Origin of the sequence: Providencia sp. JGM181, assembly GCF_018257375.1 — a bacterium.
In the GTDB taxonomy this organism is placed as follows: domain Bacteria; phylum Pseudomonadota; class Gammaproteobacteria; order Enterobacterales; family Enterobacteriaceae; genus Providencia; species Providencia lanzhouensis.
On the sequence record NZ_JAERJY010000185.1, the window covers coordinates 1 to 5640 of the forward strand.

Sequence of the window (5640 nt, forward strand, 5' to 3'; positions counted from 1 at the left end):
GAGACAGGTATTAGCAATATAAAGCGCAATAACTAAAACTAAAATAGCGCCAGCATGCAGCAGCGTAGTCATCGGATCACTGTGGTCAACAATAATCAGACGGATAATTGCCGTGATACCAATGTAGATAAAATAGCGTAATGGGAAATGATAACCTGACATAAAGTACTTTATAATCAAAGCAATAAACTCAAAGTATAGAAAGTAAATGACAATTCCTTCTAAAAGCTCATACGCTTTAGCCTCTTGGTTTCCTCCAAACATTAACGATGCCATCGTAAATGTTTCTTTTGCTAAAAAGAAAACTAACACCGCAGCAAGCACAATTAAACCTGCGTTAAGAACCCATTGTAATACCCAAGCGATATTACTAGCGTGGCGCATTCCTTTCATATTATTCATTAATCATTCCTCAGGTTACTCTCTCTACGTTTAAAATAGATAATTTATCCTTTTCTATTTACCTTAGATTAAGCATAACCTTTCAACATTATGTAAAAAAACAAAATAGAATGGCTTAATTATAATTGAAATTTCTGACGCTGACATTACAAATGAATGTTTAGATTACCTTAAGATAAATAGCAGACAATAATGCCTGCTATAAGATTGGAGTTTAGGATTTGTTGGCGAACAAGTTTAATATATCTTGCTCAGTTAGCATTGGCGTCTTTTCAACAAAATTATAATAGCTAGGCTTACAATCAATATAAATTTGTGTTCCCATTTTAGCATTTTTGCTTTCTTCAAATAGCGGGGCAGAAAGGTAATACGTTGACGGCGAATGCAAGTGATAAAATAGATGTGTACCACACTGCTTACAAAAAGCCCTTTCTGCCCATTCCGATGAAGCGAAACGAGTAATAAACTCTCTGCCTTCAATGTCAGGTTCGCCTTCATAGCCGATGGTCATTCCAGGACCACCATTCCATTTTAGGCACATGCCACAATGGCAAACATGAACGGTATCGATAGGCTGATTGATAGTCAGTTTAACTGACCCACATAAGCATTGTCCTTTAGGCATGACCCTATCCTCTATTGATGCAATTAGATTCAAAAAAGGGAACCTTAGGTTCCCTTTTTAATTAAAGATCGTCTGGATTGGATTTATTTGATGACCCAACCTCTTTAAAAAGATACCAACAAAAATAAAGCAGCGCGAAAATACCTACAACAAGTAACAGCCATAGTGCGATAGTCATCCAATGTAAACCTTCTTCCACAGGCTTATCTTGAGTTCTTTTCTCCACTCCACCTAACTCCAATACCTTACCTGTTGTTGTGATTTCAGGGAAATCATCCATCACGTTTTCAACGCTTTCATTTTTACCAATAAGTTGAGTGTAGTTAACATTATCTAAGGTGGCTTGTTTATTTCCCCACACAAGCAAATAAGGCGAAGCACCTTGTATATTCACAATTAGATTCACGGCATCACGCAACCCATAAATCGTAGGTGGCAGCTCATCCCAACTGCCTTTTAATGCAGTTATTCTGAGCCCCTTAATTTGCTTATCGTGGATCATTAAATTCGGATTGCTCGCTTTATCACCATCATTGATTTGATTGAAAACCATCACATTCGCCAACAATTTCCACTCTTCATCACTATTGGCAATATATTCTACTTTCAGCGGTACCACGCGATTTGATTGTTGTAGTTTAATGCTGATTTCATTCAATGGTTGCGGCGTTGGCAAACGATAAATCACTTGTTCTCGAGTGATACCATCGTTTGTCACTTCAAAGAGGAAAGATTCCTGACGATGGAAAGAGTTCATCACATACTGCAATCCCGTCACAGATTGAAGAAGTGGAATTTCATGCTCTGGAGCGCTGACCGTCACTAACATTAGATATGGTGCAATCGGCCCAGTACTTTCCCCTTTTAATAATTCAATCGTATTACTCGCCACAACACCTGAGTCTAATTTCAGGCTCATGACAGGCTGATTCGATGCAATATTTACCCAATTTTTCTTATCGGTACTGTAATAAACAAAAACCTTGGCTTGCCAGTCCTGATTGTTCTGATCCCAACCTAAATTTAAAGTCGATAAAACACCGTTGTCTTTGAATTGATCACGCGTCAGCAAATAGGCTTGATACTTAGTTTTATCTTTTCGTTGTAAATTCGGCAATTCAAGACGGGTTGTTTTTCCTGGCTCAGCTTCCACCAGTATATATTGGCTATCAAATTGATCATCGTCGTTAGGATTCACATTATCTGCACGAGTGACTAAACGTTGAAAATTAAATTTAACATTGGTCGTCGCAACAGATTTATTGGTATCAAAAAATAACGCTGTTGGAATTTCATTTCCTGTACCATTAAAAACACGAATATCTTGCAGAGTATCTGGATACGCAGATCCCATATAGGCAGCTGCGGGCAGCTCTAACCAATAGAACGGACTGTTCCTATCTGGTGTGGCCAGTTCTTTTCCTTGATAAAAATCGTAAGGACTTGCTTGCTTAGAATCATTAGCTCTAGAGTCATTGGTTTTAGAATCGCTAGCATAGCTTCCAAATGATAATAGGCATATTGAGGAAAAAAGAGCGCCCCATGCACATAATGTTGTTAGGTTTTTCACGGCTATTTTCATGCAGTTCATCGCTATTTATCCTGTACCTCAATGTCCGTTTTATGCTTTGGTGGTAATGGGGAAAAATAACCCACAACCAAGATCAACACCGCCACGGCAATAAAGGAGACCGCACGGGAAATGCCATCCTGCCCATACACATCAATAAGAAATAGTTTTACAATCACGCAAGCAAAAATCGCTGCACCACCAATCCACCATGTTCGACTTTTCTTCACTGCTGCAATCACCATGCAGAATAGTGCGGCTATCGCCCAGCTAATGGAAAGAACCGTTTGAACGAGACGCGAATCAAATAAGATATTCTCATTCCAAGGAATATCCGCAAAATCAGCCGTCGCACGAAGAATGATACCGTTATACCAGAAGATAGCTAATCCAATGATTACCACCATCAGACCTTTCACTACCCCAATTTCAATAGGCGTTATTTTTCTTAACTTCGCGATAAAACCTTTGCGCATCAATAACAGTGCTGCAATGCTAAACAGCCCCGCTTCATCTAACGGGTTAACTAATGGGACGTAACTCCAAAACGTGAGCTTGCCATCTTCAAAGTTTGACCAACATGAAAGCACCACCAATACAGCCATAAGTGGTAATAAACTATACCAATACAGCAAACCTTTACGGCGCATTGGTACAAATTTGTTATGTTGTAACCAGTAAAGGATTAATACCACTAAGGTTATCGACATAATGTAAATGAAGTAACCCAGTTCGTGCATTCCCCACGGAAGGTTAGCCACAAACCAGTTAACTTGCGTCGCACCAAACCCAATAATTAACCATAGGTTGGCAACGTGCATTCCTCGTCGAATATACAAGTTTTGGGTACGATAAGCGTGCATTACATACAGAACTGAACTGCCCAAGATCACAGGCCAAATCAGCGAACCTTCACCACGCCCCATCGGATTTTCTGCATTAATAAAATCTAATGTTAAATAGTAATAAGCCACTGCCCATAATAAGAACTGGCATAAAACTAATGGTATCCAATTGATTTTTTGACCACCAAGTCGCCAGCACCACGCGGAGATCAGCACCACTGCCAAAATAATTAAGCTTTCCGTTTCACTGTTCCATGACAGCATATCGGTAAATTCAGGCACCCAAGCGAACCAGACTAATAACCCGAGGATCAAAAATGCATAACTAAGCGCGGTAAAATAGCTCGCCTCTTTCTGGCGCACATGAAATAACCCGCCCGCAAAGAAGCAAGCGGCTATCAGGCTTGGTAGCATGTAAATAACGTTATCGCTCCAATAATAATATGGATAATCACTTAATATTATTAAAGCACTAACAGCAATGAGCAATGACGAGAGCAACGCTAATTTTTTATGCCCTTGATTGAGGGCAAACCACAACATGGCGAAGCCTTGTAATGACCAAACAATCGTCGTCCATTCAAATGACAAGGCGAGCGGTACCGCCAATGTGACGAAGCTAGCCCCAATAATGATATTGCCTAGAGCCATATTCTTACCAGCGGCATTAAAGCGTTTATGAAGCTGTAAGCTGGCAATGAGATACAGTAAGCCAATAAGTAGAGAAATAAATGCTGGCAATAATCCGATGCCATCCGAAATAGCAAATTGCAAGGAAATACTCATTAATGGAGGGAAAAATAATAGCGTATTATCGACAACGAGCTGTTTATTATGTTCGAAACGTAAGGCGAATAACTGAGTTAATACATTGAATACAATCAAGTTAGCAATAATAAATAGCTGACATGATAGATAATAATCATAATGATAATTGTCCATTCCCCATAATATTGCCACGCCATAGGTCATAAACATGCCGACTAAATTTAACGGACGCCATGCTTGCCAGAAGCTGATAACTAAAATTCCTATCGACAACATTAAGTAATAGGAGAATAAAACGATATGGCTACCGCCCCCTGTGGACAGTAATATTGGCGCTAAATAACCGCCTAAAGACGCTAAAATTGCTAAGCTAATCGTACGCTGTAATAATGCCAACCCGATACTTGCACAACAGATGATTAGCATCGCCACAAATGCGAGCCCATAAGGGATCATGGTGTATAACTTGAAAGCGGCAAAAACAGTAATGTATAAGCAGCCGATAGCGCCGCCTTGTAATATCAGACCAAATAACGCCTTTTTCGTGCGTAGCCACCAACCTATACCCAATAAAACTAAACAACCCGCAGCACTGAAGACAAGCCTCAGTTCAGGTGAAATAATCTCATTTTGTACGCTGTAATTCAGTAAGTAAGCAACACCTAAAAATAATAATAAAATTCCTATCTTCGCTAGCGGATTACCTGTCACTAACCACGTGAAGAAATGTGCAAAAATGGATTTATCTTCTGCTTTATTCTGAGATGATGCAGGCTGGCTTGGCTTTGGCTTATCAAAACGATTTGGATTAATTGCTATCGGGTTTACTGCATTAGCTTGTTTGTCACTGGAAACCGCCATCGGTTGCGGCAGAATTTGAGGTGCTTGGGGTTGAGGTGCTTGGGGTTGAGGATCTTGAGCTGCAATTTTAAGTGTATCTACTTGATACTCATTATGTTGGATATCAACTCGATGGGATACTGGGTTTTCTTCATCAATAGCATGAGCAGGTTGAAGACCCTTATCACGGGCTATTTCGACCTCTAGAGAGGCAACCTTTTGGTTTAGCTGGTTAATTTGGTATTGCATTCGACCAGTGCGATTAATCGCAATGATAGCCAGCACAGGGGCAACTATCACACACGCAATTAAAATGAGCCCTAGAAGTATCCATGTATCCACAAATAGGTTTCCTTCTTTAATCCAATGCCAGTAACCCAAGATTAGTTAACAGGATCTTAGAATACACAGTATCAATCGACATTATTCAATAATCATCCTAGTTTAGAGACGAATAACTAAATTGCCAACAGTGGGTAACAAACTGTTACAAAATAACTCTTTTTAAGAGTATTCACGAATTAATCTATTCTATCATCTTATTATTTAACCATCATAAAATGATAGTACATTTTTAATATTTTTTATTC

The 5640-nt window shown here is 39.4% G+C and carries 4 protein-coding genes; all 4 read right to left on the minus strand.

Annotation, left to right across the window (positions count from 1 at the left end):
* A partial coding sequence (gene psiE, locus JK188_RS16120) for a phosphate-starvation-inducible protein PsiE (RefSeq protein WP_442959130.1) occupies positions 1–393 on the minus strand: 393 nt, incomplete at its 3' end.
* 223 nt (positions 394–616) lie between these two features.
* On the minus strand, positions 617–1027 hold the full coding sequence (locus tag JK188_RS16125) for a GFA family protein (RefSeq protein ID WP_211885281.1): 411 nt from the start codon (positions 1025–1027) through the stop codon (positions 617–619).
* A gap of 61 nt (positions 1028–1088) precedes the next feature.
* The gene (locus JK188_RS16130; protein ID WP_249215380.1) at positions 1089–2618 is read right to left on the minus strand and encodes a DUF3999 family protein; all 1530 of its coding nucleotides are present in this window, start codon (positions 2616–2618) and stop codon (positions 1089–1091) included.
* A gap of 2 nt (positions 2619–2620) precedes the next feature.
* The gene (locus tag JK188_RS16135) at positions 2621–5392 is read right to left on the minus strand and encodes a DUF2339 domain-containing protein (protein WP_211885280.1); all 2772 of its coding nucleotides are present in this window, start codon (positions 5390–5392) and stop codon (positions 2621–2623) included.
* Positions 5393–5640: the final 248 nt, after the last annotated feature.